This window comes from Pseudomonas sp. R28(2017) (assembly GCF_002112505.1).
Lineage (GTDB): Bacteria > Pseudomonadota > Gammaproteobacteria > Pseudomonadales > Pseudomonadaceae > Aquipseudomonas.
This window is the reverse complement of record NZ_NEHW01000035.1, coordinates 1-1,454: the sequence shown is the minus strand read 5'-3', so window position 1 is coordinate 1,454 and position 1,454 is coordinate 1. Positions and strand designations below refer to the sequence as shown.

The following is a 1,454-nucleotide window of genomic DNA, read 5'->3' as shown; positions in this document are numbered from 1 at the left end:
GTTGTGCAATGCCTGGAAAACGAAGGTGTCGAGTATGTGTTCGGCATTCCTGGTGAGGAAAACCTCGACCTGCTGGAATCCCTGCGCAAGTCGAAGATCAAGCTGGTACTGACTCGCCACGAGCAGTCCGCCGGCTTCATGGCCGCCACCTATGGCCGCCTGACCGGCAAGACCGGCGTCAGCCTGTCGACCCTGGGCCCTGGCGCCACCAACCTGGTCACCGCCAGTGCATACGCCTACCTGGGCGGCATGCCGATGATGATGATCACCGGCCAGAAGCCGATCAAGAAGTCCAAGCAGGGCCGCTTCCAGATCATCGACGTGTGCGGCATGATGGACCCCATCACCAAGTACACTCACCAGTTTGCCTCGGCCGACAACATCCCGGCGCGCATGCGCGAAGCGTTCCGCCTGGCTGAAGAAGAAAAGCCGGGCGCCGTGCACCTGGAGCTGCCGGAAGACATCGCCGCCGAGCAGACCGACGCCCTGCCGATCCCGCGCAGCCTGCACCGTCGCCCGCTGGCCGAGCACGTGGCCATCGAAGCCGCTGTAGAAAAACTGCAGAAGGCCCGCAGCCCGATCCTGGTGATCGGCGCCGGGGCCAACCGCAAGATGACCGCCAAGGTCCTCAAGCAGCTGATCGACAAGACCGGCATCCCGTTCATCACCACCCAGATGGGTAAAGGCGTGGTCGACGAGCGCCACCCGCGCTTCCTGGGCAACGCCGCGCTGTCGTCCGGTGACTTCGTCCACCGCGCCATCGAAGCGGCCGACCTGATCATCAACATCGGCCACGACGTGATCGAGAAGCCACCGTTCTTCATGGTCCGTGGCGGCACCGAAGTCATCCACATCAGCTTCCGCTCCGCCGAAGTCGATGCCGTGTACTTCCCGCAGGTCGAAGTGATCGGCGACATCGCCAACGCCGTGTGGCAGATCAGCGAAGCGCTGAACGACACCGCGCACTGGGACTTCACCCGCCTGATGGCGATCCGTGAAGCGAACGAAGCGCAAATCGCCGAAGGTGCCGACGACAACCGCTTCCCGGTCTACCCGCAGCGCATGGTCGCCGACATCCGTCGCGTGCTGCCGTCCGAAGGCATCGTTGCCCTCGACAACGGCATCTACAAGATCTGGTTCGCCCGCAACTACAAGGCGCACAAGCCAAACACCGTGCTGCTGGACAACGCCCTGGCGACCATGGGCGCCGGCCTGCCGTCGGCGATGGCCTCGCACCTGGTGTACCCGGACCGCCCGGTGATCTCGGTGTGTGGTGACGGCGGCTTCATGATGAACAGCCAGGAGCTGGAAACCGCTGTGCGCCTGGGCATGCACATCACCGTGGTGATCCTGCGTGACGACGGCTACGGCATGATCCGCTGGAAGCAGGCCAACATGGGCTTCACCGATTTCGGCCTGGACTACGGCAACCCGGACTTCGTCAAGTACGCCGA

1 protein-coding gene is annotated in these 1,454 nt (G+C 63.8%); it reads left to right on the top strand.

Going from position 1 to position 1,454, the window contains the following annotated elements:
* Nucleotides 1-1,454 (top strand): acetolactate synthase large subunit (locus tag CAF78_RS27460; RefSeq protein ID WP_085691083.1); only part of this gene is annotated, 1,454 nt, incomplete at both ends.